Annotated in this window: 10 protein-coding genes; all 10 read left to right on the forward strand. The window is 34.1% G+C overall.

Going from position 1 to position 16522, the window contains the following annotated elements:
* Positions 1-255 precede the first annotated feature (255 nt).
* The 10 genes from HZI73_RS04490 to HZI73_RS04535 all read left to right on the forward strand — a co-directional run bounded on the left by HZI73_RS04490 (position 256) and on the right by HZI73_RS04535 (position 16511).
* Positions 256-1041 carry an acetate and sugar kinases/Hsc70/actin family protein gene (locus tag HZI73_RS04490; RefSeq protein ID WP_212697065.1) on the forward strand — a complete coding sequence of 262 codons (786 nt, stop codon included), beginning with the start codon at positions 256-258 and terminating at the stop codon, positions 1039-1041.
* Between the two features lie 152 nt (positions 1042-1193).
* Positions 1194-3032 carry a sensor histidine kinase gene (locus HZI73_RS04495; RefSeq protein ID WP_212697066.1) on the forward strand — a complete coding sequence of 613 codons (1839 nt, stop codon included), beginning with the start codon at positions 1194-1196 and terminating at the stop codon, positions 3030-3032.
* Positions 3025-4578: a response regulator transcription factor gene (locus HZI73_RS04500; RefSeq protein WP_212697067.1), complete on the forward strand. Its 1554-nt coding sequence runs from the start codon at positions 3025-3027 to the stop codon at positions 4576-4578. Before HZI73_RS04495 ends, HZI73_RS04500 begins: the two co-directional genes overlap by 8 nt.
* Positions 4571-5890, forward strand: coding sequence for an ABC transporter substrate-binding protein (locus HZI73_RS04505; protein ID WP_212697068.1), 1320 nt, complete (start codon positions 4571-4573; stop codon positions 5888-5890). Before HZI73_RS04500 ends, HZI73_RS04505 begins: the two co-directional genes overlap by 8 nt.
* Before the next feature lie 130 nt (positions 5891-6020).
* Positions 6021-6983, forward strand: a complete 963-nt coding sequence (locus tag HZI73_RS04510) for an ABC transporter permease (RefSeq protein WP_212697069.1) — start codon at positions 6021-6023, stop codon at positions 6981-6983.
* Between the two features lie 14 nt (positions 6984-6997).
* Positions 6998-7906 (forward strand): carbohydrate ABC transporter permease, encoded by a 909-nt coding sequence (locus HZI73_RS04515; RefSeq protein WP_212697070.1) that lies wholly within the window; start codon positions 6998-7000, stop codon positions 7904-7906.
* A gap of 66 nt (positions 7907-7972) precedes the next feature.
* Positions 7973-9574 carry an ABC transporter substrate-binding protein gene (locus HZI73_RS04520; RefSeq protein WP_212697071.1) on the forward strand — a complete coding sequence of 534 codons (1602 nt, stop codon included), beginning with the start codon at positions 7973-7975 and terminating at the stop codon, positions 9572-9574.
* A gap of 240 nt (positions 9575-9814) precedes the next feature.
* Positions 9815-12214, forward strand: coding sequence for a glycoside hydrolase family 2 TIM barrel-domain containing protein (locus HZI73_RS04525; protein ID WP_212697072.1), 2400 nt, complete (start codon positions 9815-9817; stop codon positions 12212-12214).
* Between the two features lie 9 nt (positions 12215-12223).
* Positions 12224-13348 carry a uroporphyrinogen decarboxylase family protein gene (locus HZI73_RS04530; RefSeq protein ID WP_212697073.1) on the forward strand — a complete coding sequence of 375 codons (1125 nt, stop codon included), beginning with the start codon at positions 12224-12226 and terminating at the stop codon, positions 13346-13348.
* A gap of 49 nt (positions 13349-13397) precedes the next feature.
* Entirely contained in the window at positions 13398-16511 is a 3114-nt protein-coding gene (locus HZI73_RS04535) for a galactose-binding domain-containing protein (protein WP_212697074.1), read from the forward strand.
* The last annotated feature ends 11 nt before the right edge of the window (positions 16512-16522 follow it).

The following is a 16522-nucleotide window of genomic DNA, read 5'->3' on the forward strand; positions in this document are numbered from 1 at the left end:
ACATAGAAGTGTTTTCATATGCAAAGGATACTTTCCTAACGAACAAATCCCCTTTGTACAGCGAGTCTTAAGCTCTTTTGCTGTAAGTATGATTGGGCTATAAAGCCCTCTGAACTTATGATATAATGTAATGCAGGTAATAATTAGACATATGAAGACATGCCTATAGATAGGTAAAGATGCATTACACATAATAAAAGGTTTTCAATAAACATGTTAATGATACGAGCAAACAAAAGAAAAAGAGAGGTAGCTATGAATAGAAACATCATAACTTTTGACATAGGAACAACCCGATTAAAAACAGTGTATAAAATAGATGGTGAAGTCCATAAAGAAACCTATAGCAATCATAATCCCAATACAATCATTAAAAAACTTTGCAGCAAACACCCTTTTGATTGTATTGCCATAACAGGGTCAGGAGCTAGGCGGATAAGAGAATCCAAAGACTACATCTACTTAAATGAATTAGAATGTACAGCCTATATGGTTCAACATATGAACCTACAAGAAGCCATTGTCGTTAATGTAGGTACAGGCACTTCTTTTATTCAATACAAAAATGGCGCTTATCAACACATCACAGGTACAGGCATCGGCGGTGGTACCTTTACAGGCTTAGGTAAGCGTTTATTAGGTATATCTGAACCGGCAGATATAGAAGCACTTGCCCTTCAAGGGGATTTAAAACGTGTCAATATTCTCATAGAAGACATTTACCAAGATGGGCTAGGATGGTTGCAAAAAGATATCACCGTATCCAATTTCGGAAAAGAAACAGGCAAATCCCAAGACGTAGCTCTTGGCATTCACAGCCTTGTAACAGATGTGATAATATCTATTCTAGCTGGTATTGTAGCAGGTAATGATGTCCATCCGATTATCCTAAGTGGTGGTGTTATGGAAAACCAACTCATGAAACAGATGCTTACACGATATGCGGATCTCTTTCACCTAGACTGCCAATTTTTCAGTGAACCAAGCTATGGTACATGCTATGGAGCACTGGCCATATTGGAAAATAAAAAATTGTGGTAAGTAAGCTCTCTATCATCATATGTATTCATGTTAACACAAAGAAAACGTAAAAACCTAAAGATTTTTAAATGAAAGAGGTCTTTTCAAAAAGAAATTTGCATTATTTTAGTGTATAATTCTAATATACTTATACAAAGTTCAGGAGCAGGCTGATGCTAAAAAATATGAAAAAAGTATATGCAAACACTATAAGCAGGATTAAAATTGCTTTTGTACATATGAAAATACGTACAAAGTTCTTACTTGTGTTCTTTATTATTATGTTAGCTTCTGTAAGTTTGATTATTTTTGTTGTTACAAAGTTATCAGAAAAAGTTTTTACAGACTATTCTGTTGATCTTACGTCAGAACTTGCAAATCAAATAATATTGAATGTCGATAATAGAGTTAATGAAATAGAAGAGCTGGCGTATACGATAACACAGTCTTCAGGAATCAAGGAAATTCTCTACGAAAGTCTTAATGGAATTGAACTTTATGAGAAAAAGCTTGTTGAGCAAAAAGTTAATGCAATACTTAACGGTTATATGATGGACACTAAATATGTTGATAGTATTATGATCGTTTCTATGGATGATGATTATTATTGGTGGCATGATGATTCAACTTATGGCAGTGAATATGAAGAGGATGTTCAATTGCACTATGAATTATTTATTAAAGATAAAATTCCTAAGGATAATAGTTCCTCTTGGAACGAATCTCCTCTCTATGGTGATGAAATATACTTGGCAAGAACAATCATAGATGAGGAAAATATAAATATGAAGTTAGGGAATATACTCATTACATTCAGTAATGCAGCATTAACAGAGGTTGCAACAAATAAGGATTTATTAGTGAACACGGATAATATTGCTATTATAGGAAAAGATGATTTTCTTTTCTTTGGCACAGAATTAATATCCCGCCGTCTATACTATAAACTTGTTGATTCAGGTGATTATTTGCCTAAAGCAGTCAATCAGTTATTTATTAAACTAAATGGAATCAGATACTTGATTGTAGAAAATGAACTTCAGGAAAAAGACTGGAAAGTGTTTATTATGATTCCTCAAACTGGATTTGATAAAGGGATAACTTTTATACAATTGGTTATATATTTATTAGGCATTGGAGCGATGGTATTGACCATACTTATTGCTATTCCAATTTCAGTAAGTATAACTAAGAATATTGCGTTGCTTGATTCTAACATGCAAAGAATTGAGATGGGAGATTTCTCTGTAAGAATTAAACCAGTATCCTATGATGAAATTGGTAAAGTTAGCCTTCGATTCAACTATATGGCGGGGCAAATTCAGAATCTTGTAGATCAGTTATACACAACCGAATCAGAGAAAAGAAAAATTGAACAAGATATTTTGAAAGCTCAGATTAATCCTCATTTTTTATATAATACTTTGGGTTCTATTAAGTGGATGGCAGAAAGTAAGGGCCAAGAAGAAATCAGTAATCTTGTCACCGCATTAATTGAACTACTTAAAGTTTCGATAAAGCAAACAGGCATTTATATTACGTTAAAAAAAGAACTTGATTATATTAGAAATTATATGTCGATACAGTTAGCTTCTCTAGATGGAGATATATTGGTAAAATATATGATCGAACCGGATATAGAAGATGTATATGTCCTAAACTTTATGTTGCAGCCAATTATTGAAAACGCCATTTTCCATGGATTGGAGTTAAGAAAAGGTGGCAATGAAATCACTATAAAAGCATATAAAGAGGATAGGAATCTTATTATAAAAGTTAATGATAATGGAAAAGGCATGACTGAAAATAAAATGAAGGAAATTCTATCATCGGACATTACTCAAAGATACTCTGGGTTAAATAGCATTGGTGTTAAAAATGTTAATGAACGATTAAAGTTCTATTTCGGAGAAACATATGGCCTATATTATGAGAGTGAAATTGGTGTTGGTACAACAGCAACCTTTATACTCCCGTTGAAAAGATCGCTTGAGGAGGGACATAATGACTAGTATATTAATTGTAGATGATAATCGTATGTTTCGAATGGCATTTAGAAAAATGCTTGATTGGGAACGTCATGGCTATATAATCATAGCTGAGGCGAGTAATGGAATACATGCATTAGAGATTCTAAAAGATATACATGTTGATATTATTATAACGGATATGAGTATGCCTGAAATGACGGGAATTGAGCTTGTAAAGATTGTAACTGAAGAAAAGCCAGGTATTAGAATAATTGCATTGAGCAATTATGATGATTTTCAGTTTGTTAAGGATGCCTTGAAATACGGAGCATATGATTACTTACTTAAACATGAATTAACGGGAGTAAAAATATTGGAAGTACTTCAGGAAGTTAATGACTCTAAGAGAAAAATACATCAATCATATTTGCAAGGATCTACTTCAGAAATGGATAGTTTTATCGGAAAGGTTCTTCTTGGACAGGTAAACCATGATGAAATGACTATAGGTTTAAAGGATTTTGCTGGTTTTAAAAAGCTAGGGAGTATGTACTTAATTTATATTCAACCCTATATAAGGAATAGTGAAATAAGAATAATGAGGGATCATCTGAAGCTTAATAATAATGAGGATATCCAATTGGTCATCTCATGTGTTGATAAGAATAAGGTATTACTTCTTATCAACATCCTTGGAAATTATAGTGAACATCATAACTATAGATACCTCATTGAAGTAATTAACAATATTGTTTGTACCCTTGATAAAATGCATATAGAAGCTAGTCTTCTCGTAAGTGGCGTAACGCGAGATACAAGAAATCTACCAGATCTATATAAACAAATTGAAAAACTAAAAAATGCATGTCAATTTAATAGAAAGAAATCTTTTTACTATTTTAGTAATGAAACACAAGAAACTGAGACTGTAGAGGATCCGTCCTTGCTCATTGACAGTAAGATGTATAATCATGAAATCATGGATAATAAGCAATTGTTTAATATGGAAGTTAAACATCTATTTGATAGAATCAAGCATAATCCCATTGATGAGAATAGTCTGGCAAAGGTTATTTTTGAATTAGCGGTTATCATTTATCACCTAGCAAAGCGTTTGAATGTAAAGCTGGTTAATGTAATAGGTGATCGGGATAACTTGTTTAGAACCTTTTATCAGTTCTATTATTTCAGTGATGTGGAAGCGAAAATATTGCGTATACTAGAAGAACTTTATGGAACATCAGATGAATATCAAACGATTAACAATAGAAATGTAGAAGATATTATTAATTATATCAATAAACACTACAATGAAGATTTGACACTTATGAGTATTTCTGAGCGCTTCGGCTATAATGCTAGTTATCTATCTCATCTTTATAAACATCAAACGGGAAAAAATTTAGTAGATTACATCAAGGAAGTCAGGATTAGAGAGGCTAAAAGACTAATTTTAGAAAGTAGATATAAATCCTATGAGATTGCTCAAAAAACGGGTTTTAAAAATGCATCTTACTTCTGCACTGTTTTCAAAGAGGTGACTGGACATAGTCCAAAAGCATTTAAGAAAAGAGGCTATAATGATTAGCAAAAGATGGATAATAGGTATATTTGTAATCTTTTTGATTGTATGTGGTTGCTCAAGGCAGGGTTCAGGATTACATACGGATTTAATAGAGTCATATGAAATAGAAAAAATAGAATATATTCGTATTTTATATCCTTATGAGGATCCAGCAAGTTTATCATGGTTAGAAAAAGTCTTAAGTCAATATGAAGCGTTGCATAAAAACATAAAGTTTAGAGTAGAATCTGTTTCAGAAGAGAATTATAAGGCAATACTACAAAAATATTATGCTTCAGGCAATATACCTGATTTATATTTTGTTAATAACCTTAAAGATGTAACCTATTTTGTGGATACGGGATTTGCCATTGACATTACTCAAGAAGCGTTTTTGAGAACCAATGTTGAATGGTCGGCACTAAATAGTGTGTCTTATAAGGATAAGGTTTGGGCAGTTCCTATACAGTGGCAAGGGTTTGCTGTTTTCTATAATAAGGATATATTTCTTAAATCCGGTGTTCAAATACCTGAGACGTTAGATGAGTTTATAATCGTGTGTGAAACCTTGAAGAAGAAGGGGTTCACGCCTATAACTGGTGGATTTAAAGAGTCAAAATATGTATTAAATGATTTAAAGGCAGATATAAGTCAAAGTGGTTATATCAATAATACGGATTGGCGAATTAGTATTGAGAAGAATCTTTATTTATGGGAAGACAATTTTTTTAGATTTAGAGAAGCCCTTGAAAGATTTGACCAGAGATTGCAGTATTATGATAATCATGTGTTTGATATGAACTGGGTAGAGGCTACTGAACATATAGCTTATGGTCAAGCTGCAATGGTTATTGGTGGCTTTGAAGCGGTAATGGAAATAATGAACCATAATCAAGATGTTGAACTAGGTATGTTTCCGTTCCCCTGGAGTAATGATATTGCCAAAAATAACTTACCAATAAAGACAGATAAAATACTAATAGCAAATGCATATTCAAAGAACAGTGAAAGTTTAGTTGACATTTTGAACTATTTTTCAAGTAATGATGTTGCTATTCAAACGCAATTGATTAATAAATCGTTGTCTGTTAACAGATCCATCGAAAAGAATGACGTGGCAGCATTTGATGGTTATTTCAAATATATTGAAGAGGGTAAAAAAGTAGATTTTAGTTCGTATAAATCTGAATTTGAATCAGATGAACTTGAGAAAATTTTTAAAGATACAATTGTTCGATTTATATATAATCCTGAACGTAATGTTTCAGAAACAGTATTCTATTTAGATCAAGAATTTCAAAAGATAATAAGTAATGACGAAGACTACAATAAATAGTAGTCTTTTTTTGTAGAAAATGAACAACTATTGATTATATAAATATTTGAAAAAGAATCTAATGATTTCTAAATAAAACTGTTAAAGAATGATGATATACTACATGTACATTAAAGAAAAGGAGAATGTTATGAAACGGATGAAATCAGCACATCATGATGTGCAGACGATAAATAAGAAAAGCTTTTTAAAAACGATTAAGAAGAACAAAATTTTATTGCTTATGTGTTTACCTGCAATTCTATTTTTCTTAGTATTTGCATATCTTCCAATGCCAGGATTGTACATAGCTTTTATTCGATTCAATTATGCTAAAGGAATATTTGCCAGTGAGTTTGTAGGACTTGAGAATTTTAGGTTTCTTATGATATCTGGTAAATTATGGGACCTAACTAAGAATACTATTCTGTACAATGTGGCATTCATATTAATAGGAAGTATTTTGCAGATAGCTGTTGCAGTCTTATTAAATGAAATATCTAATAAACTATTTAAAAAGTTTTCTCAAACGATTATGTTTTTACCCCATTTCATTTCTTTTGTACTTGTTGGCCTATTTGCCTATAATATTTTGAGTTATGAGTTTGGCTTACTAAATAATTTTTTAAGAGCAGTTGGACTTGATCCAGTTAAAGCTTATTCATCTCCTGAATCTTGGCCGTTCATTATTGTTTTAACGCATATATGGAAGACAACGGGTTACGGGTCCATTATCTATTTTGCAACGATTATGGGTATTGATCCACAAATCATTGAAGCGTCCAAGATTGACGGGGCCAATGTATTCCAAAAGATTAGATACATTATACTTCCTAGTATAAAACCTACATTTGTAATACTCCTTCTATTTTCAATAGGTTCAATCTTAAGAGGAAACTTCCAACTTTTCTATAATATGGTAGGAGCAAGTAACTCAATGTTATTCGAAACAACAGACATTATTGAGACGTTCGTGTTTAGAGCACTTATCAATAATTTCAATTTTTCACTAGGTAGTGCTGTAAGTCTTTATCAATCAGTCTTTGGCTTTGCTCTGATTATGATATCCAACTGGATTGTTAAGAAAATTGAACCAGATTATGCATTGTTCTAGAAAAGGAGGAATAAATGGAAGCGAATATATCAAACCAAATAAAAAAAGACCCAAGAACGAAGTTGATGGCTATCATTAGTTATATATTTGTAACGATTTTTACGGTTACTTGTTTATTACCCTTCATTTTAATGATTTCTTCATCGTTCACTTCTGAAAAATCGGTTGTAACACAAGGATTTAATCTGTGGCCTCGAGAGTTTAGTACCATAGCATATAAAGTAATATTTGAGAACCCAAATAAGATTATAGGTGGGTATGTTGTAACCATACTACTAACGGCTATAGGCACATCCATTGGATTATTCCTAATTTCGATGGCTGGATATGCACTTCAAAGACAAGATTTTATATGGAGAAATAAGATTACATTTTTCATATATTTTACGACTTTGTTTTCTGGAGGTTTAGTGCCATATTACCTTTTGATGACAAAGTATCTCGGGTTAAAGGATAGTTATTTGTCAATACTATTACCTGGGCTAATGAGTCCGTGGTTAATTATCCTTATGAGGAATTTTATGAAATCAATTCCCCATTCAATTACAGAATCAGCGAAAATTGATGGAGCGAATGATTTCCAGATATATACCCGTTTAATATTACCACTTGTAAAACCGGCGTTGGCTACAATAGGTTTGTTTTTAGCTCTTCAGTATTGGAATGAGTGGTATAACGCGATGCTATTTTTATCACCAAATATTGAACATAGACCATTACAATTATATTTATATAATGTTGTAACTCAAGCTGAATCCATAAAAAATTCAGCAGCAAATTCCAACATTCCACCGCAGAGTATGCCTAATGAAACTATAAAAATGGCTGTTGGCGTTATTGCAACAGGTCCAGTAATTATTTTCTATCCTTTTGTTCAAAAATATTTTATAAAAGGTATAACGATAGGCGCAGTAAAAGGATAAACTTGTTTGTAAACGGAAAACGTTTATAATAAATTACTAAGTAACATTAGATATTAAGGAGGAGAAATGATGAAATTGAAAAGTAAAATTTTAGCATTATTAATGATTGTGTTACTAGTTGTTAGTGGGGTTGGTTGTGGTAGTGAAAAAGCTACTAATGGCGGGGAAGAATCAAAGAACCCATCAAGTAGTTCTAATACTGAGAGCAATGATAATGGAGAGAGTGAAGGTACACAAGATACAAAAGAAGAACTTGAGTTTGTAGAACTAACGTATTTAGCACTAGGTAATGTACCAACTAATGGACAACTTGAGCTAGCTATGGAAGAGTGGAACAAAATACTTAAAGAGGAAATAAACGCTCACTTAAAAATTGAATGGGTTGAATGGGCGGATTGGTTAACTAAATATAATCTATTAATGGTATCAGGCGAACCGATTGACTTAATCACTTCTGGTGACTGGTTAGATATGTGGGCGAATGCTGAAAAAGGAGCATTTATGCCATTAGATAATTTAATTCAATATGCACCATTAACAAGTGCAGATATTCAAGATCATGAATGGGAAAATTGTAAACTAGATGGTACAACATACTTCTTCCCTGAGAATAATTACACACAATATGTTAACCATGGGATGTATTATAGAGGTGACTGGGCAAAAGAATTTGGTATTGAAGTAACTGATTATAAGAGCTTAGGAGACTACTTACAAGCTGTTAAAGATAATAAAGAAGGTGTGATTCCCTTTGATGTTAATGGAACACAATATGAGTTGTTTGATGGATGGGTTACCTCAGAACTTGGAGCAATGAATTTATTGATGATTCCGACAGGATTTCATAAAGTTGTTTGGGCTAAATCTAAAGATGATTTATTTAATGTATATAGCCCAATCTTCTCTGATGAGTTTGTTGACTTTGCTGTAATGATGAAAGAATGGGGTGATGCAGGTTATTGGAGAGAAGATGTTTTAAACTTCAAAGGCGATACACGAGAATTGTTTAAAGCTGGACAATCAGGAGCGGATCAACATCATACGCAAACATATAGAACGTTAAGATATGAAATGGATAACTTAGTACCAGGTTCAGACATTCAATTCTTTCCATTTGCATCAACGAAAAAGAATCTAGTTCAAACACCTGTTATTCATGGGGCAATGGCTGTAGGTGCAAATAGCCAGAATCCAGAAAGAGCCGTTATGGCATATGAAATAATGCGTCAAAACGAAGAATTCTACCGTTTATTTAATTTTGGGCGTGAAGGTGTTCAATATATCATTGAAGATGGTGTAAAGAAACGACCTGAAGGTTATGTGGATGCTGAACATGAATTTTACACTGATTTCTGGGCAGGCCGTGAAGATAAATTTGAATTACCCACAGATACAGAATTTGCTGGTATCTACGATCTTTGGGAAGATTTCAATAGCTATGCAATACCTGATCCTTACTCAAGATTTATATTTGACAGAACTTCAGTTGAAGCTGAACTTGCAGCTATCTCTGATGTAACAAGTGTATTTGGTCCTGCGATTACTTATGGAAAAACTGGTGATCCTGTAGCTGCAGTTGAAGAATATAGAGAAGCCTTGAAAAAAGCAGGTATTGATAAAGTGCTAGAAGAAGTTCAAAAGCAAATGAATGATCATAGTAACTTCTAGTTGTACTAAAGGAGAGGCAGCTATACTAGTTGTTTCTCCTTTTGCTTAAAAAAACATGTAAATATTAAGCGTTTTAATTGACTAATATACATGAATGACTAGGCAACGAGTAACTAAGGACAATGAAGTTCATCAAATTAACGATGCTGCAGGATTAGAAATAGAGAAATCAGTCCGATTAAAGGACTAAGAGGTCACTGAAGAGCAGAATGGCATTTGTTTAGAAAGGGATATTATGAAATGAGTAGAAAAAATGAGAACATGAATTTGGATTGGCGTTTCCATTATGGAGATCTTCCTTTCCCAGGCTATAAAGGTATAGATGATTCAGAGTGGAAACCAGTTACATTACCTCATGATTGGTCAGTTGAAGAGGTATTTGATAAAAAGAATGCTTCTGGAACAGGGTATCTTCCAGGAGGTGTCGGCTGGTATAGGAAAACGTTTAAACTTGATGCAAGCGACAAGGAGAAAACTGTTTTAATAGAGTTTGATGGCGTCTATAATAACGCACAAGTATGGATCAATTCTTATTACCTTGGGAAAAGACCCTATGGTTATAGTGCTTTTTCATATGACCTTACACCATTTTTAGAATGGGGAGAAGGCGAAAATGTTATCTCTGTAAAAGTAGATCATAAGGACATAGCTGATTCCAGATGGTACACAGGTTCAGGAATTTACCGTAATGTCAATCTTACGATTAAGGAAAAATGTCATATAAATCGACATGGAATTTATATAACAACAGAGCTTCATAACGATGAAGGGATTGTATCTGTCCAAACAGATATAACCAATGACTCATTGTCAAATAGGACGATGATTCTACGAAATACGTTATTGGATTGTCATCTGAAACCTGTAGAATGGTGTGAATCTGAAGTGAGCCTTTCAAAAGGTAAAGAGATAAACATCAAACAAAAATTAAGAGTAAAGCAACCTGCTTTGTGGTCTGTGGAAACGCCTTATCTTTACACAATGAAAACCGAGTTAATCATAAATGGTAAAGTGGCAGATCAGGTATTGACAAGAACGGGTGTGCGATCCATCGTTATCGATCCCCAAAAAGGTTTTTTCCTAAATGGAAAAGCTATGAAATTGAAAGGATTGTGTATTCATCATGATGCTGGGTGTCTAGGAGCAGCTGTGCCTCAACATGTGTGGCGAAGAAGACTTATGACGTTTAAGAAAGTGGGTTGTAATGCCATACGTATGAGTCATAACCCTCCAGCATCTAATTTATTGGATCTCTGTGATGAAATGGGATTTCTAGTGATAGATGAAGCTTTTGATGAATGGGAAGGGGTTAAGAATAAATGGTGGCAAGGGCACAATGTATATCCTCCTAAACATTATGGATATTATGAGGATTTTCCCGAATGGCACGAAAGGGATATCAAGGAGATGGTACTTAGAGATCGAAATCACCCTTCCATATTCAGTTGGAGTATAGGTAATGAAGTGGATTACCCTAACGATCCTTATTGTCATCCAAGTTTTAAAGAGATGACTGGTAACAATGATAAAAATAAACCTGCAGCAGAGAGGCTGTATGATCCTAATAAACCCAATGCTGAAAGATTGGCGGTGATTGCAAAACGATTAGTAACTTTCGTTAAGGAATGTGATGAATCAAGACCCGTTACAGCAGCTCTAGCATTTCCGGAATTATCCAATAGCACAGGGTATGCAGAGGCACTGGATATTGTTGGATATAATTATAAAGAACATCTTTATGATAAGGATCGTGCACTCTATACAAATCGGGTGATTTATGGAAGCGAAAACGGCAAACACCTGCATGCATGGAGAGTGGTTAGAGATAATGATAACATTTGTGGACAATTTCTATGGACAGGAATCGATTTTCTAGGTGAAGCGAAGGGCTGGCCAGTCAGAATATCTCAGGCAGGCATATTGGATTTAACTGGTAGACCCAAAACGTCCTACTACTTTAGACAAAGTCTGTGGATGGATGAACCAATGGTCTATATAACAGCTCGTGATCTTTCGGGACAAAAATCAAATCTTTGGGACATTGATGATGCACCTCACTGGAACTTTAGTGCAGGGAAAATGACTGAAATCAGGTGTTATACAAACTGTGACAAGGTTGTCCTTTATTTAAATGGAAAGACATTAGGAGAAAGATATCTTGATCAATGTGAAGAATCAGACGATATGTATGATATGACATGGGAAGTACCCTATGAGAAAGGGGTTCTTAGAGCTGTAGGTTATAGAAATGACCGTCAGGTGTGTGAAGCAAGCCTTGTGACAGCAGGTGATCCGGCCAAACTAAAGACATGTTCAGACACGGATATTCTTAAGGCTAATGGACTTGATATCGCACATATTGAAGTTGAACTAGTTGATGACAATGGATTCCCCGTTTGGGTTCACGACAAAAGGATTACCTTATCCACGGAAGGTCCTGGTGAAATCATAGGTATTGAAAATGGATCTCCAATTGATCTTGAACCCTATAGCTCAAGACAAAGAATGACATATAATGGAAAATTAATTGCTTATGTTCGAAGTACTGTTGAAGTTGGAACGCTGAAGGTTATAGCATCATGTGAAGACTTAGACATAAAGAATGTTGTTTTAGTAAATATAAAAGTTGACAGTGAATAGGAGTGTAAGATGTCAGATAAAAGAATGAAAGAACCATGGAATGGTTCAATGTCTCCTCGAGAACGATTTAACCGGCAAATTCATTACCAGCCAGTCGATAGGTGCTTCAACATGGAATTCGGTTATTGGGATGAGAATTTTACACTGTGGGACATGTTCAGACTCAACAACATTAATAATAATGATGAAGCCCATGAATTTTTGGGATTTGATCCGATTTTATCCCTAAGTGGAAATGTTTGGATGAATCCTCCTTATGAGGAAAAAGTCATTGAAATAATAGAAGATACCAAAATAATAATGAATCATGATGGTTTATTGGCAGAAGTTCCAATAGATCAACATGATACGATTCCTCATTTTATCAAATCTTCAATAGTCACACCAGATGATTGGGCCAGATGTAAAGCTGAACGATTTCGCCGTGACGATCCTGATAGAATTGTGGATATACATACACTTAAAAAAAGTATTCCTGAAAATCGAGATTTTCCATTAGGGGTCTATTGTGGTTCTATGATAGGTAAAATCAGAGATATGCTTACATTTGAGGGCTTGGCATACGCTTGCTATGACTATCCAGAAATGGTAGAAGACATGGTGGAAACGTGTTGTCTCCTTGTTGAGGATTATCTTGATCAGATTCTTCCACATTTTAATTTTGATTTTGCTTCAGGGTGGGAAGATATTTGTTATAAGAACGGACCTATCGTATCAGTGGATTTTTTTCGTGATGTTGTGATGCCAAGGTACAAAAGAATAAAGCGTAAGTTAATGAATTATGGTATTGATATATGGTATACAGATTGTGATGGAGATGTTCGTCCGATTTTACCATATTTCCTTGAAGGAGGCATCAATTGTCTTTTCCCGTTTGAAGTTAATGGATGTGCTCATCCAGGTGAACTATTAGATCAATATTCTGGCAAACTCAGAATAATGGGAGGGTTTGATAAAATGCAACTAGGTAAAGGGAAAGAAGCTATCAAGTCATATATGTTATCGTTGATTCCATATGTTGAACAAGGTGGCTATATTCCTTTCTGTGACCATCGGTGTCCTCCAAATGTTAAAGAAGAAGATTACCTCTATTATCTAGACCTAAAAGAAGAGTTATTTGGAATGAAGAAATAATCGTCAGGTTAATAAATGAATGTGAAAAGTATTAGAAAGTGGAGAAAGAATGATGAGAAAAGAATATGACTTATCCGGATCATGGATATGTAAGCTTGATCCACAAGATATGGGTATTAAAGAAAAATGGTTTAACCAAATAATAGATGGTAAGACAGTTATGTTGCCAGGAACAACAAATGAGTTTGGTCTAGGAGAGAAGCTGGATGTTAGCCAACTAACTGTCAAAGAACAACTAAAAAGGCTTAGACAAAAGTATAGATATAAGGGAAGAGCTTGGTATCAGAAAACGATAACTCTTCCTGAAGATACTAATCATCTAAATAGTTTGCTTTATTTTGAACGCGTCATGTTTTCATCACAAGTATGGATTGATGGTATGGAACTTGGTGTACAAGACAGCTTATCAACACCACATACTTATAAAGTACAAAAGCAAAGAGGTAAAAAATATACCACCATTACTATTTGTATAGATAATCGAGATGTTCAAAAAATTGGCGAGTTCTCTAGTGCCTACACAGATGAAACTCAGACTATTTGGAATGGTATTATAGGGCGAATGAGCTGGCAGATGATGAATCCAATTTCAATCCAACACATGGATTGCTTCACATCTCTAAGCAAAAAAAATATTAGAATAAAAATGCATACCATTACAGATATAGCTATAAAAACGGATGGTACTAAGGTTCAAATCATATTAAAAGATGATGGAAAACAACTTGAAATGTGGTCGGAACCAATTAAGTTAAAATCTGGTGATATGGTTAGTGAATTCACTGTAAATGTAGATGCCCAACTTAAAGGATGGGATGAATTTACACCACATACATATGAGTTAACTCTAAATGTTTTAGATCATGGAGGGAAAATTTGTGATAGCTTATCAAAACATATAGGTTTTCGTGATATAAAGGTGCATCAAACGCAATTCTCAATCAACGATCGCGTAGTTTTTTTAAGAGGAACCTTAGAATGCTGCATTTTTCCAAAAACAGGTTATCCACCAACAACAAGCCCCTATTGGATAAAGATTTTTAAAACGATGAAATCATATGGTCTAAATCATTTGAGATTTCATTCATGGTGCCCACCTGAGATCGCTTTTGAATGTGCGGATGCGTATGGCATATACCTTCAAGTAGAAGGACCTATATGGATGGATACATGGTGTGAGATGACAGTTGGTTGTGAAGAAAGTCATTATACATATTTGATGGATGAGGCTAAACGTATAGTAAAACATTACGCAAGTCACCCGTCTTTCTGTTTATTTAGCAATGGTAATGAACTTAATGGAGATTTTTCATTGCTTCATGATATTGTTCATTGTTTCAGTGAAGATAAACGTTTTCTCTCTACTTTGACTTCAAACTGGGACAGAGCAGTGGATGAACTAGATGAATATTTTGTAGCGCAAACAGTTGATGGTATCGGACTACGAGGTCAGTACTTCTTGAAAGAGCTAGTTGAAGGCACTAAACTTAACTATAGTGAAGCTGTTACTAAGAGAAATATGCCTATAGTGGTACATGAAGTGGGGCAATATTGTGTATACCCACAAATGTCAGAGATAAGAAAATATGATGGATGCTTAATTCCTACTAACTTTCTATGTATATATGAGGATTTAAAATCAAAAGGACTTTTGGATGAAGCTGATATGTTTACGTCTATATCAGGTAGATTAGCTGTTGATTTATATAAAGCAGAAATAGAGGCTGCCTTGAGAACCACTGGTTTAGGTGGCGTACAACTTCTTGATTTACATGACTTTCCAGGTCAGGGTACGGCTACTGTTGGTATTATTGATGCCTTTTGGGATACTAAAGGATTGATTCAACCTCATCAATTTAAACAATTTTTTAGCGATGTCGTGCCATTAGTAGAACTTGATAAATACATATGGGATACCAGTGACGTATTAACTTTCCATGTTCTCATTGCCAATTATGGAAATTCAGACCTTGTTGACGCGACTTTGCGAGTATCTCTAATTGATAAAACCGGGAAAACACATAAAACAAGAACAATTAAGAAGGACTTCATACCACAAGGAGAACTGAAAAAGCTTGAAAGCTTAAATGATATTGAATTAGATATTTTTACGGATAATATTGAATTAACTTTAGTAGTTGAAATTTTAGGCACAGAAATAAAGAATGAATGGACATTATGGGTTATGAAGGATTCAAATCCTCTTCAAGAAAAAACATTTAAGATATATAATGCTTACAATGTGGAAATGAAGAAGAGTATTATGATGGGTGAAAAAATACTATATCTCCCTTCAATGGATGACTTCAATCATGGGAAAAGTTCAAAATATATCCCTGTCTTTTGGAGTCCTGTACATTTTAGTAGTGACGATAGTTGTGGAACTTGGATAAATAAGGAACATGAGATTTTTAGGGATTTTCCGACACAAGAATATAGTAATGCGTTGTGGGGCTATATGATTGATCATGCGTTCACTGTAGAGTATGGATATTTATCACATGAGTTAATACCTATAACTAGGCAAATTCCAAATTTTAATGATAATAACAGAAGGTCCTCTTTATTTGAGGTGATGGTTGGTAAGTCAAAAGTTCTTTTTTGTGGACTTGATTTTAGAGGTCAGTTAAAACCAGAGCAAATAGGTTTATGGAATTCTATTTTGAGTTATATGGAGCATGATAATAACTCATGCGCGTGTTCGGTTACGATAGATTCCTTTGAACAGTTTCATTTAGCTGGAGAGAGTGATGCAAAAAAAGATTTAGGTGGTATAAATTTAGCCATTGGTAAAAAAGCAGTTGCAGACAGTGAATTAGAGGAATCTTTTTCCGCACAAAAGGGAAATGAGCCAATTGCCCATACGTTATGGAAAGCAGCAGATTATGAAGTTGGTCATTGGTGGCAAGTTGATTTAGGCGAAGTTGTTTACGTAAAAGGTACTAAGGTGAAATTTGAGAAAAAAGCCAATTATCTTTATGTCATTCAAGTATCCAATGATGGAATCCATTGGGAAACGGCATCCAATCAAACGGGTCAGACCTCAATGGAACAAGTTAGAACAGATATCTTAAATATTGAAGCTAGGTACATAAAAATAGTTTATAATGGTTTACCAGAAGATGTGTGTGCTGCTCATTATAGCTTTGAAGTTTATGGGTGAATTGAATTACC

Source organism: Vallitalea pronyensis, assembly GCF_018141445.1.
Classification (GTDB): domain Bacteria; phylum Bacillota; class Clostridia; order Lachnospirales; family Vallitaleaceae; genus Vallitalea; species Vallitalea pronyensis.